The 16,816-nt window shown below is 69.6% G+C and carries 16 protein-coding genes and 1 pseudogene; 4 read left to right on the forward strand and 13 right to left on the reverse strand.

Annotation, left to right across the window (positions count from 1 at the left end):
- Positions 1 to 242: 242 nt before the first annotated feature.
- From ACQPZP_RS41485 to ACQPZP_RS41520, 8 genes are all read right to left on the reverse strand, one after another.
- Positions 243 to 533: a serine/threonine protein kinase gene (locus ACQPZP_RS41485; protein ID WP_433475076.1), complete on the reverse strand. Its 291-nt coding sequence runs from the start codon at positions 531 to 533 to the stop codon at positions 243 to 245.
- Between the two features lie 437 nt (positions 534 to 970).
- Positions 971 to 1,192 carry a cold-shock protein gene (locus ACQPZP_RS41490; RefSeq protein WP_433475077.1) on the reverse strand — a complete coding sequence of 74 codons (222 nt, stop codon included), beginning with the start codon at positions 1,190 to 1,192 and terminating at the stop codon, positions 971 to 973.
- Positions 1,193 to 1,271: 79 nt separating this feature from the next.
- On the reverse strand, positions 1,272 to 4,034 hold the full coding sequence (locus ACQPZP_RS41495) for an ATP-binding protein (RefSeq protein ID WP_433475078.1): 2,763 nt from the start codon (positions 4,032 to 4,034) through the stop codon (positions 1,272 to 1,274).
- 84 nt (positions 4,035 to 4,118) lie between these two features.
- Complete coding sequence (locus ACQPZP_RS41500; RefSeq protein ID WP_433475079.1) at positions 4,119 to 5,036, reverse strand: potassium-transporting ATPase subunit C; 918 nt, start codon at positions 5,034 to 5,036, stop codon at positions 4,119 to 4,121.
- Position 5,037: 1 nt separating this feature from the next.
- Positions 5,038 to 7,215, reverse strand: coding sequence for a potassium-transporting ATPase subunit KdpB (kdpB, locus tag ACQPZP_RS41505; RefSeq protein WP_433475080.1), 2,178 nt, complete (start codon positions 7,213 to 7,215; stop codon positions 5,038 to 5,040).
- On the reverse strand, positions 7,212 to 8,882 hold the full coding sequence (kdpA, locus tag ACQPZP_RS41510; RefSeq protein ID WP_433475081.1) for a potassium-transporting ATPase subunit KdpA: 1,671 nt from the start codon (positions 8,880 to 8,882) through the stop codon (positions 7,212 to 7,214). Before kdpA ends, kdpB begins: the two co-directional genes overlap by 4 nt.
- Positions 8,883 to 8,972, reverse strand: a complete 90-nt coding sequence (kdpF, locus tag ACQPZP_RS41515; protein WP_433475082.1) for a K(+)-transporting ATPase subunit F — start codon at positions 8,970 to 8,972, stop codon at positions 8,883 to 8,885. It lies immediately after the preceding gene.
- Between the two features lie 76 nt (positions 8,973 to 9,048).
- Positions 9,049 to 9,630: a hypothetical protein gene (locus ACQPZP_RS41520; protein ID WP_433475083.1), complete on the reverse strand. Its 582-nt coding sequence runs from the start codon at positions 9,628 to 9,630 to the stop codon at positions 9,049 to 9,051.
- Between the two features lie 410 nt (positions 9,631 to 10,040).
- Between ACQPZP_RS41520 and ACQPZP_RS41525 the strand changes: the two genes are divergently transcribed.
- Positions 10,041 to 10,751, forward strand: a complete 711-nt coding sequence (locus ACQPZP_RS41525; RefSeq protein ID WP_433475084.1) for a hypothetical protein — start codon at positions 10,041 to 10,043, stop codon at positions 10,749 to 10,751.
- A 672-nt stretch (positions 10,752 to 11,423) separates the two neighbouring features.
- On the opposite strand, the gene ACQPZP_RS41530 is transcribed toward ACQPZP_RS41525, so the two are convergent.
- The 3 genes from ACQPZP_RS41530 to ACQPZP_RS41540 are packed head-to-tail and all read right to left on the reverse strand — an operon-like array spanning position 11,424 to position 13,931.
- Positions 11,424 to 12,197 carry an ABC transporter permease gene (locus ACQPZP_RS41530; protein ID WP_433475085.1) on the reverse strand — a complete coding sequence of 258 codons (774 nt, stop codon included), beginning with the start codon at positions 12,195 to 12,197 and terminating at the stop codon, positions 11,424 to 11,426.
- Positions 12,197 to 13,225: an ATP-binding cassette domain-containing protein gene (locus ACQPZP_RS41535; RefSeq protein WP_433475086.1), complete on the reverse strand. Its 1,029-nt coding sequence runs from the start codon at positions 13,223 to 13,225 to the stop codon at positions 12,197 to 12,199. Before ACQPZP_RS41535 ends, ACQPZP_RS41530 begins: the two co-directional genes overlap by 1 nt.
- A gap of 40 nt (positions 13,226 to 13,265) precedes the next feature.
- A complete protein-coding gene (locus ACQPZP_RS41540; protein WP_433475087.1) occupies positions 13,266 to 13,931 on the reverse strand; it encodes a DUF4097 family beta strand repeat-containing protein in 666 nt (221 codons plus the stop codon).
- A gap of 265 nt (positions 13,932 to 14,196) precedes the next feature.
- Between ACQPZP_RS41540 and ACQPZP_RS41545 the strand changes: the two genes are divergently transcribed.
- Positions 14,197 to 14,958 carry a helix-turn-helix domain-containing protein gene (locus tag ACQPZP_RS41545; RefSeq protein ID WP_433475088.1) on the forward strand — a complete coding sequence of 254 codons (762 nt, stop codon included), beginning with the start codon at positions 14,197 to 14,199 and terminating at the stop codon, positions 14,956 to 14,958.
- A gap of 22 nt (positions 14,959 to 14,980) precedes the next feature.
- Here the strand turns inward: ACQPZP_RS41545 and ACQPZP_RS41550 are convergent, their stop codons facing one another.
- Both ACQPZP_RS41550 and ACQPZP_RS41555 read right to left on the reverse strand, forming a co-directional pair.
- Entirely contained in the window at positions 14,981 to 15,313 is a 333-nt protein-coding gene (locus ACQPZP_RS41550; RefSeq protein ID WP_433475089.1) for a hypothetical protein, read from the reverse strand.
- A pseudogene (locus ACQPZP_RS41555) lies at positions 15,310 to 15,423 on the reverse strand (DUF1707 domain-containing protein); the annotation flags it as partial. The pseudogene ACQPZP_RS41555 and the gene ACQPZP_RS41550, both read right to left, overlap by 4 nt.
- Positions 15,424 to 15,671: 248 nt before the next feature.
- Between ACQPZP_RS41555 and ACQPZP_RS41560 the strand changes: the two are divergent.
- Positions 15,672 to 16,142 (forward strand): hypothetical protein, encoded by a 471-nt coding sequence (locus ACQPZP_RS41560; protein WP_433475090.1) that lies wholly within the window; start codon positions 15,672 to 15,674, stop codon positions 16,140 to 16,142.
- 245 nt (positions 16,143 to 16,387) lie between these two features.
- Positions 16,388 to 16,813, forward strand: a complete 426-nt coding sequence (locus ACQPZP_RS41565) for a hypothetical protein (protein ID WP_433475091.1) — start codon at positions 16,388 to 16,390, stop codon at positions 16,811 to 16,813.
- Positions 16,814 to 16,816 lie beyond the last annotated feature (3 nt).

Here is a 16,816-nt window from a genome sequence, read left to right on the forward strand (position 1 = left end):
TTTGTCGGCTGTTTGCAGCGGTTTCAGATGGGGTGGACGCGCGGCTTTTCGCTGCTACGGTGTCCACACGGCCGAACTTACGAGGCGATCGGGCGGAAGTCGCGGATACCTACGCGATATTGACGCCTCCGCCGCGAACCTTGACGCCCTCCTAATGCCGGGCCCTTCGACGCCCCATGCCGCGCGTCCAGTGGCTCGCCGAGCCCGTCCAGGACCACCGGCGCCGCGCTGGTTGGACGTGCTCAGCCGTCGAAGTACAGGTCGGAGGTGGCCACGACCTGTGGCCCCTCCTGCTGTCCGATCCGGTGCAGCCCGCCGCGCAGCCCGGTGGCGGCGATGCCGGAGACTAGGCCGAGCGTCAGGACGAGGACGAGCCCCGCACCGGTCAGTGCCCGGATGCGGCAGGAATAGGCGGCCCCGCATTTGGGGCGGAAGCCCTCGGTGCGGCCGGGGCGCCCGTTGCGGCCGCGCCCCACCGGCTCACCGCAGGCGTTGCAGAACCGCCTGTGCTCGGGGACCTGCGGGTCCGCCATGATCGCCTACGGCGGGTCCCGGTACGGCACGGCGGCACCTCGACCGGCCCGGCCCCCAGCATCCCGCGCCGCGACCGTCCGCTCGACCCGCTGGCCCCGGGACCGCCCCGACCCGATACGACGCGACCGCGAAGACCCGCTGGTCCTTCCTGCCGTCCGACCGGCCGCCCCGGACGAGGTCGCGGACGCCGCCGGAGCGCTGCGCGGGGCCGCACCGCAAGCGTCGCAATAGCCGTCCTGAACGGTCCCCGTGCATCCCGGCCAGGCGCAACGGTCGACGTCCCCCAAGACCCCTCACCCTCACCGCACGAACCCCGAACAACCAGGTGCTAATGACGGTTACGAGGGAATTGCTCCTTTCTTAACACGCTTTTAGCACAGAAAGGGAATTGGGGCGATTCCAGAGCAGCCTTTCCACCATTCCGGTGGGGCCTCGATCACACGAGTCCGCGGACGCGGGTCGCCCGGAATCGGAAGCTGTCCTGCTGGGCGGCTTCGTAGTCGAACTCGACGCGGTCACCGGCCTCCAGGATCCGGAAGCCGTCCATCTCGATCACGCTGAAGTGCACCCATGCGTCGAACCCCTCGGGCAGTTCCGGGGACGAGATCGCCCCCCAGCCCTTCTCGGGTTTGAAGAACTTGACCGTGCCATGCGCCATGCCTGCAGCCTGGGCGGTCTCGGCGCCGACCGCAACCGGCTTGTTGCTCTGCGGCGGCGATCGCGGCGCCCGGTGATGCTCAGTCGCGGTCGCGTCTCTGCTGGTCGGCGGGTGGGCGGTCGTTGCCGTGGCCGATGCGGTCGCGCCATGCCGCGACGCGGTCGATGATCAGGGGGTCGGCGAGATCGGATTCCGGGACGTCCGCGGCCGCACCCTCCGCCAAGTCGGGCGTCAGGGCAGCGGGCGCGCCACTCGTCCCCGGGGGGTCGTCGGACGGGGTGTGCGGGCGGCGGATCGGCATGGTGAGGATCATGGTGAGCCCGCCGCCCGGGGTCTCCTCGGGGGTGATGTCGCCGTCCATGGCCTCGGCGAGCCCGCGGGCGAGGGCCAGGCCGAGGCCGACGCCGGTTTCGTTGTCGCGGTCGCCGAGGCGCTGGAACGGCTGGAAGACGCGGTCGCGGTCGGCGGCCGGGATGCCGGGGCCGCGGTCGATGACGCGCAGTTCGAGCCGGTCTCCGTGGGCGCTGGCGGTGACGACGGCGGGTTCGCCCGGCGGGTTGAAGCGGACGGCGTTGGCGATGAGGTTGGCCAGGACGCGTTCCAGCAGTGCCGGGTCGGCGACCATCTCCGGCAGGCCCTCGGGGATGTGGATCTCGACGGCGTCCCGGTCGTTGTCGGTGATGGCGCGGGGGACGACGTCCTCGGCGGCGACCCGGCGCGGGGAGATGCCGAGCGATCCGGCCTGCAGGCGGCTCATGTCCAGCAGGTTGGCCACAAGGTGCTCAAGCCTGGCCAGGGATTCGGCGGCGGTGGCGACGAGCTCGTCCTGGTCCTCGATGCTCCATGCGACGTCGGGGCTGCGCAGGCTCTCGACGGCGGCCTTGGCTGAGGCGAGGGGGGTGCGCAGGTCGTGACTGACGGCGTTGAGCAGCGCGGTCCGCATCTTGTCGGCGGCCTCCAGCGGACGGACCTGCCGGGCCGTCTCGGCGAGCCGCTCGTGGCGCAGCGCGACGGCGGCCTGGGCGGCGAACGCCTCCAGCACCCGGCGGTCCGACGCCGGCAGCGTCCGGCCTCGCAGAACCAAGGACAGAGTGCCGTCCTCGACCAGGATGTCGGCCTCACCGGCGTCCGGGCTGGTGCAGGGCTCGCCGCCCGCGGTGGCCACGATGCCCCAGCAGTCGGGGTCGCGGAGGGTGTCGGGGGTCACCGGCGCGTCCGGGGCGCGTTCCAGCAGCGTGACGGTGGTCAGCGCGAAGGTCTCGCGGAGCCGTTCGAGGATGTTGCCGAGGGCGCTGTAGGGGTGTCCGGGGGTGATCGAGGCGTGTTTGCCGCGCAGGATGTCCCCGGCGAGGGTGGACAGGACCTCGGCGTCGGTGCGGGCCCGCGCGGCCTCCCGGCTGCGGTGGGCGGTGATGTCGACGATCGTGCTGACCGTCACTCCCACCACGACGTAGATGACTAGCTGGAGCAGCGCCTCGGGCTGCTGGACGGTGAACTCCCCGATGGGCGGGGTGAAGTAGTAGTTGAGCAGCAGGGAGCCGCCGATCGCCGCGAACAGCGCCGGATACAGCCCGCCCAGCAGTGCCACCCCGACCACCGCGGCCTGGAAGATCAGGATGTCGCTGGCCAGCGACACCTGCCCGCGCAGGTGCACCAGCAGGACGGTCAGCAGCGGCAGCCCGATCGCGGCCAGCGCGAAGCCCGTGGTGCGGCGGGCGGACGGGGGCCCCGCCGCGCGCCGCGCCCCCCAGCGCCGCCCCTGACCGATCTCCTCATGCGTGACGAGGTGCACGTCGATGGGACCCGACTGCGCCGTCGCGGTGACGCCGATGCCGCGGGAGAAGAGCTGGGCGACGCGCCCGCGCCGGGACGCGCCCAGGACGATCTGGGTGGCGTTGACGCCGCGGGCGAAGTCCAGCAGCGCGTCCGGCACGTTGGAGCCGACGACCTGGTGGTAGCTGCCGCCCAGGCTCTCCACCAGGGCGCGCTGCCGGGTCAGGTCCGCCGGGCTCACGTCGGTCAGCCCGTCGCTGCGGGTGACGTGGACGGCGAGCAGGTCGGCGCCCTTGGTGCGGTCGGCGATGCGGGCGGCGCGGCGGATCAGGGTGTCGCCCTCGGGCCCGCCGGTGAGCGCGACCACCACGCGCTCGCGCGCCTCCCAGGTCCCGGCGATGCCGTGGTCGGCGCGGTAGCGGTCGAGCTGGTCGTCGACCTTGTCGGCCAGCCACAGCAGTGCCAGCTCCCGCAGCGCGGTGAGGTTGCCGACGCGGAAGTAGTTGCCGAGCGCGGCGTCGATCTTCTCCGGGGCGTAGATGTTGCCGTGCGCCATACGGCGGCGGAGCGCCTCCGGCGCCATGTCGACCAGTTCGACCTGGTCGGCGCGCCGGACCACCTCGTCCGGCACGGTCTCGCGCTGCGGTACCCCGGTGATCTGCTCGACGACGTCGTTCACCGATTCCAGGTGCTGGATGTTGACCGTGGTGATGACGTCGATCCCGGCGTCCAGGATCTGCTCGACGTCCTGCCACCGCTTGCCGTGGCGCGAGCCGGGGACGTTGGTGTGCGCGAGCTCGTCGATCAGTGCGACCTGCGGGTGCCGGGCGATGACGGCATCGGTGTCCAGCTCGGTGAAGGTGGTCCCGCGGTAGGCGAGGGTCTTGCGCTGGACGGCCTCCATCCCTTCCAGGAGCGCGGCGGTGCGGGGACGGCCGTGGGTCTCCACGAAGCCGACCACCACGTCGGTGCCCCGTCCGGCGCGGCGGCCGCCTTCGGCGAGCATCGCGTAGGTCTTGCCGACGCCGGGCGCCGCACCGAGATAGATGCGCATTCTGCCGCGCCCCATGACACCTCCAGTTGCCACGTCCCGCCGTGGTGAACCCGCGGAGGCGATCTCCACCGGTTCACCACGGGCCGGACGTTCGCGGGGTCAGCCGCGGGCCGGATACTTCCGGTCCAGAGCGATGTTGAGCTTGAGGACGTTGACGCGCGGTTCACCCATGAAGCCGAGGTCGCGGCCGTCGGTGTTGTCCTCGACCAGCCGCTTCACCTGGCCCGGGGTGATGCCGCGGGCCTTTGCGACCCGGTTGACCTGCAGCGCGGCGTAGGCGGGCGAGATGTGCGGGTCGAGCCCGCTGCCGCTCGCGGTGACCGCGTCGGCCGGGACGGCCGGTTTGGCGGGGGCGTCTCCCTTGATGGGGACGACCAGGCCCTTGGCGTAGTCCTCACCGTACCGGGCGAGCTCGACCGGCACGCCCTTGTAGGTGGCGACGAACGGCGCCTTCACCACGCCCTGTTCCTCGTTCAGGCTGACCACCCGGGTCGGGTGCGGGACGGTGCCGTCCGTTGTGCGGTGCCCGAACACCGCCAGCACCGCGCCGACACCGCCCGGGGTGCAGAACGGACGTGCGCCGCTGACGCCTTCCAGGTCGCCGACGTCCTTGCTGCGTTCGCAGACCTGGGTGAGCAGGCTCTGGGCGGCGTTCTCGTCCTCCTTGCCCGCCGCCAGGAGTTTCGGGTCGGGAAGCGTGTCGACGATGTCCTCGGGCCCCAGGTTGCTCGCGGCGGTGGCGGTCGGGTCGTAGCCGTCTCCGGCGTTGGACGGGCGGCTCTGGAAGTACTGCTTGAGCGGGTCGCCGTCCTTGTCGGTGAACGACTGGCCGATGATCGCGCTGCCGGCCGTCCGGCCGTGAAGGGAGACGGTCGACCCGTCGGCGCGATGCTTGAGGCCGGGGATCTGCGCGACCGCGAACACGGCGAGCGGGTAGACGACGCCGAGCACCACGGTCAGCACGAGCAGGGCCCGCAGCGCGGCCAGATGCTGCCGAATCCAGGCTGGATAACGCATATCAGGACATCCCCGGAAGGAAACGAATGATCAGGTCGATGACCTTGATCCCGATGAAGGGTGCGACGATGCCGCCGAGCCCGTAGACGTAGAGGTTGCGCGACAGCAGCTTGGCCGCGCTGCTGGGCCGGTAGCGCACGCCGCGCAGGGCGAGCGGGATCAGCGCGATGATGACCAGCGCGTTGAACACGACGGCGGCCAGGATCGCCGACTGCGGGCTGTGCAGCCGCATGATGTTCAGCGCGTCCAGGCCCGGGTACAGGCCGGCGAACAGCGCCGGGATGATCGCGAAGTACTTGGCGATGTCGTTGGCGATCGAGAACGTGGTCAAGGCGCCGCGGGTGATGAGCAACTGCTTGCCGATCTCCACGATCTCGATGAGCTTGGTCGGGTCGGAGTCCAGGTCGACCATGTTCCCGGCCTCCTTGGCGGCGGAGGTGCCGGTGTTCATGGCGACGCCGACGTCGGCCTGCGCGAGCGCGGGCGCGTCGTTGGTGCCGTCCCCGGTCATCGCGACGAGCCGGCCGCCGTCCTGCTCGCGCCGGATCAGCGCGAGCTTGTCCTCGGGCTTGGCCTCGGCGAGGAAGTCGTCCACGCCCGCCTCGTCGGCGATCGCCTTGGCGGTCAGCGGGTTGTCACCGGTGATCATCACGGTGCGGATGCCCATCCGGCGCATCTCGTCGAACCGCTCCCGCATGCCCTCCTTGACGACGTCCTTGAGGTGGATGACACCCAGCACCTTGGCCGTGCCGTCCGCGACCTCGCCGACGACGAGCGGGGTGCCGCCGGAGGCGGAGATGCCGTCCACGAGGCGGCTCAACTCCGCCGGTGCGGTTCCGCCTTTCTCGCGGACCCAGTCGGCGACCGCGCCGGCGGCGCCCTTGCGCAGCATCCGGTCGGCCTTGCCGTCCCCGGACTCGTCCAGGTCGACGCCGCTCATCCGGGTCTGCGCGGAGAACGGCACCCAGGTCGCGTGGGTCAGCTCGCCGGGTGAACGTTCCCGCAGCCCGTACCGCTGCTTGGCCAGGACCACCACCGAGCGGCCCTCAGGGGTCTCGTCGGCGAGGCTGGACAGCTGGGACGCGTCGGCCAGCTCGTCCTCGCCGACGTCCTGGATGGGCAGGAACTCGGCCGCCTGCCGGTTGCCGAGCGTGATCGTCCCGGTCTTGTCCAGCAGCAGAGTGTTGACGTCGCCGGCCGCCTCGACGGCACGACCCGACATCGCCAGGACGTTGCGCTGGACGAGCCGGTCCATGCCGGCGATGCCGATCGCCGACAGCAGTGCCCCGATCGTGGTGGGGATGAGGCAGACCAGCAGCGACACCAGCACGATCCCGGTGACGCCGTGCGTGTCCAGCGCGAGGGTGTTGCCGACGCCCGGATTGTTGCCCTTGGAGTAGATCGCCAGTGGCTGGAGTGTCGCCACGGCCAGCAGGAAGATGATCGTGAGTGCGGCGAGCAGGATGTTGAGGGCGATCTCGTTCGGCGTCTTCTGCCGGCTGGAGCCCTCCACCAGCGCGATCATCCGGTCGATGAACGACTCGCCCGGCTTCTGGGTGATCTTCACGACGATGCGGTCCGACAGCACCTTCGTCCCGCCGGTCACCGCGGACCGGTCCCCGCCCGACTCCCGGATGACCGGGGCGGACTCGCCGGTGATCGCCGACTCGTCCACGCTGGCGATGCCCTCGACGACGTCCCCGTCACCGGGAATGATCTGCCCGGCCTCCACGACGACGTGGTCACCCTGGCGCAGTTCCGGGGCGGCGATCTCCTCCTCGCGGACCTCCTTCTGCCCGGCCGTCCAGTCGAGCAGGCGGCGCGCCACCGCGTCGGTCTTGGCCTTGCGCAGCGCATCCGCCTGCGCCTTGCCGCGGCCCTCGGCGACCGCCTCCGCGAGGTTGGCGAAGATCACGGTCAGCCACAGCCACACCGCGATCAGCCAGGCGAACACGCTCGGATGCAGCCCGGCCAGGACCGTGGTCCACACCGCGCCGATCTCCACGATGAACATCACCGGGTTGCGCCACAGGGTGCGCGGATCGAGCTTGCGCGCTGCATCCGGCAGCGACTTCACCAGCTGCTTCGGATCGAGCAGACCGCCCTGGACCCTGCTCTCGCCGTTGCGTTCCGGAGGCTGCGGCGCCGAACTCGAAGACTGGAGGGTTTGCGTTGTCATGAATGGATTCCTTCGGCGAGCGGCCCCAGCGCCAGCGCGGGGAGGAACGTGAGCGCGACGAGGACGACGGTGACGCCGACGACCAGTCCGACGAACTGCGGCCGGTGCGTGGGCAGCGTGCCGTCGGACTCGGGTGCGCGGCCCTGCTTCGCCAGCGACCCCGCCAGCGCCAGCACGAAGATCATCGGCAGGAACCGTCCCAGGGCCATGCACAGCCCGAGCGCCGTGTCGTACCAGACGGTGTCGACCGTCAGGCCGGCGAACGCCGAACCGTTGTTGTTGGACGCCGAGGTGAACGCGTACAGCACCTCCGACAGCCCGTGCGGCCCCCGGTTCAGCATCCCGGCCCGGCCGCTGTCGGCCGCCATCGCCGCGCCCGTTCCCACCAGCACCAGGATCGGCGTGATCAGGAAGTACATCGAGGCGAACTTGATCTCCCGGGACCCGATCTTCTTGCCCAGGTACTCGGGGGTGCGGCCGACCATCAGCCCGGCGACGAACACCGTGATGACGGCCAGGATCAGCATCCCGTACAGGCCCGATCCGGTGCCGCCGGGCGCGACCTCGCCGAGCATCATGTTGAACATCGTCATCATGCCGCCGAGGCTGGTGTAGGAGTCGTGGAAGGAGTTCACCGCGCCCGTCGACGTCAGCGTCGTGCCGGCGGCGAACGCCCCGGAGTTCGACACCCCGAACCGGGCCTCCACGCCTTCCATCGACGAGCCGACGGCGGTCGGGACCGTGCCGTGGTGCATGAGCTGGAACACCTGCATGAGCACGGTGCTGGTGATCGCCAGCGTGGCCATCACCGAGACGATCGCGTATCCCTGCTTGTCGCTGCCGACCATCCGGCCGAACGTGCGCGGCAGCGAGAACGAGATGACCAGCAGCAGGAAGATCTCCAGCCAGTTCGTCCAGACGGTGGCGTTCTCGAACGGGTGGGCGGAGTTGGCGTTGTAGAAGCCGCCGCCGTTGGTGCCCAGTTCCTTGATCGCCTCCTGGCCGGCCACCGGCCCGCCGGTGAGCGCCTGGTGCCCGCCGGCGATCGTGTTGACCACATGGTCGTCGGCGTTCCAGAAGTTCTGCACCAGCCCGCCGGCGATCAGGACGAGGGCCGCCACGAACGCGATGGGCAGCAGGATCCGCAGGGTGCCGCGGATCAGGTCGACCCAGAAGTTGCCGAGCCGGTCGGTGCGTTTGCGGGCGAAGCCCCGCACCAGCGCGATGGCGACCGCCATGCCGACTGCGGCGGAGACGAAGTTCTGCACCGCCAGACCGGCCATCTGCACCAGATGGCCCATCGTCGACTCGCCCGAGTACGACTGCCAGTTGGTGTTGGTGACGAAGCTGACCGCGGTGTTCCACGCCTGGTCCGCCTTGACCGGCGGGAAGCCCAGGCTCAGCAGCAAATGGTTCTGCAGCCGCTGCAGCGCGTACAGGAACAGGATGCTGATGACCGAGAAGGACAGCACGCTGCGCGCGTAGACGGGCCAGGTCTGCTCCGCGTCCGGGGCGGCCCCGATCAGCCGGTAGATCCCCCGCTCGACCCGCGAGTGCTTCGTGCCGCTGTAGACGCGGTACATGTAGTCGCCCAGTGGCCGGTACACCACCGCCAGGGCGAGTACGAGGGATCCGATGAAGATGATCCCCGCGACGGTCGTATTCATCTAGAAGCGCTCCGGGAACAAGAGTGCGGCGATCAGAAAGACGGTCAGGATCGCGGCCAGCACGAGCCCGACCGTGTTCTCGACGGTCACAGCTTCTCCACGCCCTTCACCAGAAAGCCGAGCAGGACGAAAATCGCCACTGTCAGCAGAACGAACACCACGTCGCTCATGATTGCTTTCCTTCTCGAAATTCCGGGCGCCTCGGACGCCCTCCGCGCCGGGAGTTCGGCCGGTTCCGCTGGAGCGGAATGGCATGGCGTGCGGTACCTGGACGATCTGTTTCGTCGTCCGTGCTCGCCATGGACCGATAGGCATCGAGGCCGTCGCCGGACCACTCCTCGGGCGGAGCGGGCCAGCCGGTCTCGGCACGGGAGGGCGGTACGCGACGCATCCGCGCACCGGCCACCCCGGCGGCCGCTCCGGCGCCGGCCAGCACGAGGATCCGGCCGACGTCCCCCGGCCTGGTGACGACTAGGTCACCCGTCCGGTCGACGTCGAATCCGGTCACGAACGCCCAGGCCGCCACGCCGATGACAGCGCCGACGGCAGGGGACGCCGACACCAGCGACCAGCCGACCACGGACCCGGTCACCACCGCCAGACCCGCCGGCCAGGACGCGTCCTTGAGCGCGATCGCGATCACGAACGCGCACAGCACACCCCCCGCCAGCGGCCAGGCGGCCGACTCCAGCCGCTCCATCGCCGCCTCCCAGCGCTCCTCACGCCCCGGTTCCTTCCAGGGCACCATGGAGTAAAGCGCCTAATTGGGGAGATTCGGCAAAACTTGACGGGACCTTAGCGCCCCTACCACCGGTTTTAACGCGTTCCTAACGCAATGCCATGGATCGACGGCATCGCAGGTCGGCGACCGCACGGACCAGAAGGGTCTTCGGGGCCGTCCGAGACGGCAAAGATGGCAAGCCGAGTGTCAGGAACCACCATTACATCGGTATGCCCGTGTTTCCTGGCCTGAGCGACGCCGACCTCTCTTTACAGATTCTTATCACTTCGAACAAGTCGCGAGGCGCGCCACCTGCTTATTCACCGTTTACGTGATCTTCGCGTTGATCTCTCAGGTGGCCAGGACGGTCAACGTCGCTCAGCTCAAGCAGTCGGCCGCCCGAACGCAGCGTCCGGGCGGCATCGCAAACGAGAGAGGTGACGCATGCACCGGAGTCGGAACGCGCCCAGCACATCGCCGCCGGGGCGCTCATCATCGGCACACTGACCGCCCTGCAGATCGGTTACGCGCTCCTGGCGGCGGTCCCCATGTGCGTCATCGGAGCCGCCACCTTGATGACGTGGGTCGGGATCACCGAGGGCCTGAAACTCGGCCACCTCAAACGAGCGATGTGGGGGGCGATCCTCCGCGTCGCATTCGGCAACGCGCTGATCGCCGTGGCCTACGGGTACGCGGCGCAGGAACTGACGCTGGGGACCGTTGCCACCGCCGTCGCCATCGGCTCACTCGCGGTAGGTCTGACCTCGGTATGGCGTTACCGGAGGACATCGTGGGGGCGCCGGCTGCTCGGTCCGGGCGTGGCCATGGCCAACTGCCTTGCAGCGGTCGCCGTCACCTGCACGGCGCTCGCCGTACACGGGGTGGCCTCGCTGCCCCAGTGGCTGCACAGCCCGTGCCTGGGCGGCGCCGCCGCATTGACCGGCCTGCTAGTCGTGGCCATCCCCGCTCTCACCCAGAACGCCGCAGCGGGCCGGGAGAAAGACCTGGGTCGAACTGATCGACTGCCGCTCGGACGACAAGACGGGTCGCGCTACGCCCTGACGGCGGCGACGTCCCGATCCGCGGCGGGGAGGACGACCTCCCCGCAGCTTCCACACAGCGAGAGCTCGTCGCGTAATGCTTCGTGACGGCGCATGGGTTCGGCGATCCTGAGCCAAGACCTTCGGAGATCGGCAGTGGCTGAGGGTGGTCGGTGGTCGGTGGTCGCACACCTTGCCACGGGCTATCCGTTGCTGGACGCCCGGCGGGACAAATGCACAGAGGCCGAATGGGCCGACATCGCGCACGCGCACCCGCTGACCGGACTCGATCGACTCCTCGTCCGCGCCCGCAGTTCGATGTCTCGGTTCTCGCCCCCGCTGTCCGCGGTGAAGGTCCCGTGCCAGGGGCAGGTCTTCGAGCACCGCCAACTCTCAGCCAGGAAGGTGCCCGGCCGTCCATGCCCCACGGCGGCCTTGCGGGTGGCGCTGCCTTGTGCGATGGCACCCCACAGGCAAGCCGCCGCCCCGACGAACAGCACAGCGGTCACCAGCCAACGCGTCGCCAAAGGGATCCACTGGCGACTTCTCATTGGCGGTCACTCCTTCGCGCGGCGCCTGCGAATGCGGCACGTGCAGCGGCCTTGGCCTCGGCGGCGCCCCGAATGACTACATTCTGGACCCGCTGCGGTCGAAATGCTTCTTGTGCGTGTGGTGCTCGGCGGCCGGACCGCGAGCCCGTCCGTCTTCGGTGCGATGGGCGGAAAAGGCTCAGGGCCGTCAGACCTGTTGGTCTGACGGCCCTGTTCGGCCGGCGCATGGTCAGGCCTTGTTGAAGGTGTTCTTGGCCCAGAGGTAGGACACGATGGCGATGCCGGTGCACCAGGCGGTGGCGATTGCGGCGTTGTTGTCGATGGGGTTGCCGAGCAGGAGGCCGCGGATGGTCTGCATGATCGGGGTGAAGGGCTGGTATTCGGCGAACCAGCGCAGCACGGTGGGCATGGAGTCGGTGGGGACGAAGCCGCTGCCCAGGAAGGGCAGCAGGATCAGGGGCATGGGGGCGTTGCTGGCGGACTCGGGGGTCTGGGCCTTGAGGCCGAGGGCGACCGCGAGCCAGGTGATGGCCAGGGCGAACAGGGTGAGCAGGCCGGCGGCGGCGAGCCATTCGACGGCGGTGGCGTTGGGGCGGAACCCGATGGCCAGGGCGACACCGGTCAGGACGGCGATGCCGAGCAGTTGCTGGATCACGGCGCCGACGACGTGGCCGGTCAGGACCGAGGCGCGGGAGATCCGCATGGTGCGGAAGCGGGCGATGATGCCTTCGGTCATGTCGGTGGCGACCATGACGGCGGTTCCGGTGGCGGCTGTGGCCACGGCCATGAGCAGGATGCCGGGCAGGACGTAGTTGACGTAGGTGCCGCGGCCGCCGCCCAGGCCGGCGCCCAGGGTGCCGCCGAAGACGTAGACGAACAGCAGCAGCAGGATGACGGGTGTGATGACCAGCTGGATGGTCATGGAGGGGTAGCGGATCAGGCGTTTGAGCTGGCGCCGGACCATGGTGGAGGAGTCGCGTGCGGCGAGGGTGAGGGTGCTCATCAGAGGGCCTCGGCGTTCTGGTCGGTGTGCTGGCCGGTGTGCTGGTCGGTGTGCTGGTCGGTGTGCTGGTCGGTGTGCTGGCCGGTGTGCTGGCCGGTGAGGGTGAGGAAGACGTCGTCGAGGTCGGGGGTGTGGATGCTCAGGTCGGCCGGTTCGATGTCGGCGGTGTCCAGCCGGGCGAGGAGTTCGCGCAGTGAGGCGACGCCGCCGTCGGAGGGGATCTGCAGGGTGAGCCGGTCGTCGTCGGAGGGGTCCACGAAGCCCTGGCCGAGTGTGTCGAGGGCGGTCTTGAGCGAGTCGTCGTCGGTGAACCGCAGTGATATGTGGCCGCCGGGGATGAGGCGTTTGAGTTCTTCGGGGGTGCCTTGGGCGATCAGCGTGCCGTGGTCCAGCAGGGCGATGTGGTCGGCGAGTTCGTCGGCTTCTTCCAGGTATTGGGTGGTCAGGAAGATGGTGACGCCGTCGGCGACCAGGTCGCGGATGATCTGGTACATGGAGCGGCGGCTGCGCGGGTCCAGGCCGGTGGTGGGCTCGTCCAGGAAGATCAGGCGGGGGTCGCCGACCAGGGTCATCGCCAGGTCCAGGCGGCGCTGCATGCCGCCGGAGTAGGTGGAGGCGGTCTTGCCGGCCGCCTCCACCAGGTCGAACCGCTCCAGCAGTTCGGCCGCCCTGCGCTTACCGTCTCGGCGAGACAAGTGCCGAAGGTCGGCCATCAGCAGCAGGTTCTCCTCGCCGGTGAGCAGCTTGTCGACGGCCGAGTACTGCCCGGTGACACCGATCGCGCCGCGCACATCATCGGCCTGCCGGGCCAGATCGAACCCCGCGACCTGGACGGTGCCGCCGTCCGGGCGGATCAGCGTGGACAGGATCTGCACGGTGGTGGTCTTGCCGGCGCCGTTGGGGCCGAGCAGGGAGAAGACGGTGCCTTCGGGGACGGCCAGGTCGATGCCGTCGAGCACGACCTTTTCGCCGTTCTTGTCGCGGTAGGACTTGCGCAGTCCGTTCGCCGCGATGGCCAGGTTCGTCATGATGGATGCTCCTCGGGGGGCTGGGGGCAGGGCCTGCTGGTCAGAGGCTGCGGGCGGTGATGTCGCCCTGGGAGGTGGTGGCGCGGATGTCCAGCTGAGCGGCGCCGTCGTTCTTCAAGCTGTTGGTGATGCGGCCGTAGCTGGTGCCGGCGTCCAGGGAGGCGGAGACTCCGGTGGCGGCGGCGACCGAGATATCGCCGGACTGGGTGCGCAGCACCACCGTGCCGCCCATGGCCTCGGCGATGCGGATGTCGCCCCGTGCGGTGCTGATCTCCGCGGGGCCGCGCAGCCGGCCGACCTCGACGTCGCCGTCGGTCGCGGTGAGACGGACGCTCGCGGCCTCGTCGATCTTGATCTGGCGGTACGCGCCGTCGAAGGCGACCTCGCCGAGGCGGCCGACGGCCCGCAGTTCGGCGGCCCCCGTCTTGGCCTCGACCCGGGAACCGGCGGGCAGCTTGACCGTCACCTCGACGGACCCCGACGGGCCGAAGGCCTGGTTCTTCCCCACCGGGGCCGCGATCCGCAGGACGCCGTCGGCGTAGTCGACCGTGGTCTGCTCGGCCGCCTTCACATCGCGGCTCTTGGAGGCGTTGGCGGGCAGGACCTCGACCGCGGTGTCGGTCCGGTCGGCGGCGATGACCTGGACGCGCCCGGCGGGGATGTCCAGGACGGCGGAGATCGGGGCGGGGGTGGCGAAGGTGTTCATCGTGGTTCTCCTTGCACTTGCGGCTCGTTGTTTCTGACAACGTGAACGCTACGTTGCTTTCACGATTCCCACAACGAGATCTTTGCTCTAGAACTCTATCTATGCAGGTGAACGCATCAGAATCATTGCAACGGCCTGCCGTTTAACGCAACAACGAGACCATCTTCCGTTGCAATACATTGCAGGTGAACGCTATGGTCGAGGTGTCGAGCAACACCGAGCAGCACCCACGGGGGCGCCCGTGGGCATGAGGAAGGGGGTCGTGATGCCGGGAGGCAGGCTCACCCAGCAGGAGCGCCAGCAGATCGCGGCAGGGCTCGCCGACGGCCTGGCCTACGCCGAGATCGCCAGGCGTCTCGACCGCCCGACCTCGACGATCACGCGTGAGGTCATGCGCAACGGCGGCCCCACCGGCTACCGGGCAGAGCTGGCCCACCGCGCCACCCAGCAGCGCACCCACCGGCGCAGGCAGCCCATTCCCGGGGGGCTACAGGCGGCGGCGCAGCCCTACGGGCGCGACGCCCAGGCCGTGGCCGAATACGGGGAGACGCTCACCACCGTCCTCATGACCTCGGGCCTGCCCAAGATGATGGCCCGGGTGCTGGCCTGCCTCTACACCACCGACAGCGGCAGCCTCACCGCATCCGAACTCGCCCACCGCCTCCAGGTCAGCCCGGCGTCCATCTCCAAAGCGATCACCTTCCTGGAGAGCATGGAACTGGTCCGCCGGGAAAGCGACGTGCGCCGCCGCGACCGCTACGTCGTCGACGACGACCTGTGGTACCAGTCGATGATCCGCAGCGCCCGGGACAATGACCAGTTCGTCGAGACCGCGCGCCAGGGCGTCGCCGTTCTGGGCGCCGGCACCCCGGCCGCCGTCCGCCTGGAGAACGCCGCCCGCTTCCTCGACTTCGTCGGTGAGAGCATCACCCGCGCCGCCGAACAGGCCCGCGAGGTGCTCTACGCCACGACCGACACGACCACAGACGCCACCGCCACCGCGAGTGCAGATCGCGGAGAGGCATGAGACATACGCATCACGCCGCCGCTCAGCGTCGCGGCCGCCGCTCGATGACCTTCGCGTGCAGGAGCGTGCCGGCAAGCTCGACGTGGAGACGAGCATCGGCGGCGAAATCCTTGGAGTGGACCTTGAGCTTGGAGTAGGTGCGGTTGAGCCCTCCGGTGTCGATCACCATGCCCGGCGAGCTGACGATGACCAGCTTGCCGTGCACCATGTCCGCGTCGATCCGCAGGACGTTCGAGGTGATCACCGCGTGGGTGAAGTCGAGGGTGACTCGGCACAGTTGCGTGCGAAGCTCGATGCGCGCCAGCACCAGCCAGCGCCCCTCCTGTACGTACTTGCCGCCCCCCTGCCTGATCACGAGTACCTTTTGGCCTCGGTCGGCAGGTCGGCGGTGAGCACGGCCAGCTCGCCGAGCGTCCGGGCATTCAGCGCGCTCTCCACCCGGGTCTCAAGTTCCTCCGCGCTGAGCCGGCCGTCACCCCCGGGAACCCGGGCCGGTTCGCTGGGTCAGCCGACCATCGCCAAGCCGCAGGAGGACGATGCCGCGGGCGGCGCGGTGAACGCCGTCACGATTGCGGCGGTAGTTCGTAGGTGTGCCAAGCCGCAGAACGCGGTGCAGCCGTTGTTATTCCCCGGCCGTCGCCAGCCAGGTGCCCGCGCCAGCCCCTGCTACGATCGCGAAGCCGTTCCGACGCGCGGACCCTCGGAGGACCCCCATGGGCGTGTCGAACAAGAGCTACTCACAACTGACGGCCAAGGTCGAGCAGATCGCGCCCGGTGAGCAGATCGTCCACGCCCTGTACGCGAAGGTGGGCACCGTCCCGATCAAGAAGAACATGGGCTCGATCGCCGCCTCGGTCGCGGCCAGCGCAGCGGTCGCGGCCGTCACCGGCGGGGGTATGGCCATGGTGGCCGTGTTCGACAAGGGCCGCGCGTACGTAGCCGTGACCGACCGCAGGGTCCTGGTCTTCGGCGGCGACCGCAACAGGCCCGGTCCCCGCGACCTGCTGGCCGACCTCCCCCGAGAAGCCGTAACAGCGGCCCCCCTCCGAGCCCTCATCACCTACAAGCTCAGGCTGGAGATCGCAGGCTCCGACCAGGCAATCCGCCTGACCTTCGCCCCCTTCCCTCTAGGCCTGCAAAAAAGCGGACGCCAACTAGCCGAACTCCTCCCCGCCCCCGCCTGACATTCCCCACGAAAGAGCGGCGCGGGCAGTCGCTCCGAGTAGCCCACGAGGCTGTTCAACGGAGAGGACGGATCCTGTCGGCGATGAGAGCCAGCCGGCCTCGCCGTCCGGCCGGCAGGTCCTGCTCGTGGCCGCGACCACTGCGGAACGGACGCAGGCGGGTTCTGGCGCCTACTGGTACGTCAAGACCACGTACACCAATCCGAAGGGCGGCGCCTGCACCGTTCCGGCTGGGCGGCCCCCCGGTGAGCTTCGAGCAGCTCCAGAAGCCGCCGGCCGAGCCGGAGGCGCTGAAGGCATGGATCACCGACGCTCTCAAGCGCGGTGACGTCAGGACCAGCGCCGGCCGGCCTGACGCGAGGACGCAGGAGCGGCTGGTCTTCGACGGGCTGGTCTCCCTGGTGTCCCAGCCGCCCTCCCCGCCGAAGGTCCGCGCTGCCGCGTTCCGCGCGATCGCCTCCCATCCGAACGTCAAGAGCCTCGGTCCGGTGAAGGGCGGGCAAGGCCTGTCGATCTCTTTCGGCGGAGAGAAGGAGGCGAACCTGGTCCTCGATCCGAAGACCTCTCGGATAACCGACACCGACTTCTTCGTCTCCGCTGACGGTGCGTCGGTCTCGGCCCCGGGTGGCGCCGTGATCGCCGCCCGGTGGACCGATCTGCCGCCCCAGTAGGCC

It is taken from the genome of Spirillospora sp. CA-142024, from assembly GCF_050942325.1.
Taxonomy (GTDB): Bacteria; Actinomycetota; Actinomycetes; order Streptosporangiales; family Streptosporangiaceae; genus Spirillospora.